Origin of the sequence: Pseudoroseomonas cervicalis ATCC 49957 (assembly GCF_000164635.1) — a bacterium.
Taxonomy (GTDB): Bacteria; Pseudomonadota; Alphaproteobacteria; order Acetobacterales; family Acetobacteraceae; genus Pseudoroseomonas; species Pseudoroseomonas cervicalis.
This window is the reverse complement of the sequence record NZ_GG770778.1, coordinates 410,283-410,941: the sequence shown is the minus strand read 5'-3', so window position 1 is coordinate 410,941 and position 659 is coordinate 410,283. Positions and strand designations below refer to the sequence as shown.

Annotated in this window: 1 protein-coding gene; it reads right to left on the bottom strand. The window is 78.3% G+C overall.

Annotation, left to right across the window (positions count from 1 at the left end):
• Positions 1 to 137 precede the first annotated feature (137 nt).
• On the bottom strand, positions 138 to 659 hold a 522-nt coding region (locus tag HMPREF0731_RS09135; protein WP_007003810.1), incomplete at its 5' end, for an NADH-quinone oxidoreductase subunit H.

Here is a 659-nt window from a genome sequence, read left to right as displayed (position 1 = left end):
CCAGCCCGCCCTGCGCGGCCAGCGCCGCGACCAGCGCCGGCAGGGCGCGCGCGGTCAGCAGCGCGAAGCCGGCCAGCAGCACCAGCCCGCCCAGAAGGTTCGCCACGTCCTGCGGCCCGGGGGTCATGCGCGGCGCCTCATGCCAGGCTGCTGGCCAGCAGCAGGAACACCAGGCCGAGCAGCGCCAGCAGCAGCGCCAGCCCCAGCAGCTCCGGCAGGCGGCGCGGCGGCAGCCGGGCCAGCAGCGCCTCGGCCAGGGCCAGCGCCAGCGCCAGCAGGCCGAGCTTGCCCAGCCAGGCCAGCAGGCCGAGCCCCCAGGCGAGCGGCCCCGCCGCGGCCTCCGCCGTGCCGAAGGGCAGGAACAGCGCCGCCAGCAGCGACAGCCAGAGCAGCAGCCGCAGCGCGGCCTGCATCTCCCACAGCGCCAGGTGGCGGCCGGAGGCCTCCAGCCGCATCGCCCCCTGGCGCAGGGCGGGCTCGGACAGGCCGTCGGGGTCGTCGGTGGGCAGGCGGCCATTGGCGGCCAGCCCCACCGCCAGCAGCGCCGCCAGGGCCAGCGCCAGCGGCAGGCGGGGCATCAGCGCCCCCTCCTGCAACGCGGCCCCGGCGGCGTCCAGATTGGTGCCGCCGGTCAGGATGGCGAAGGCCATGATGCCGAG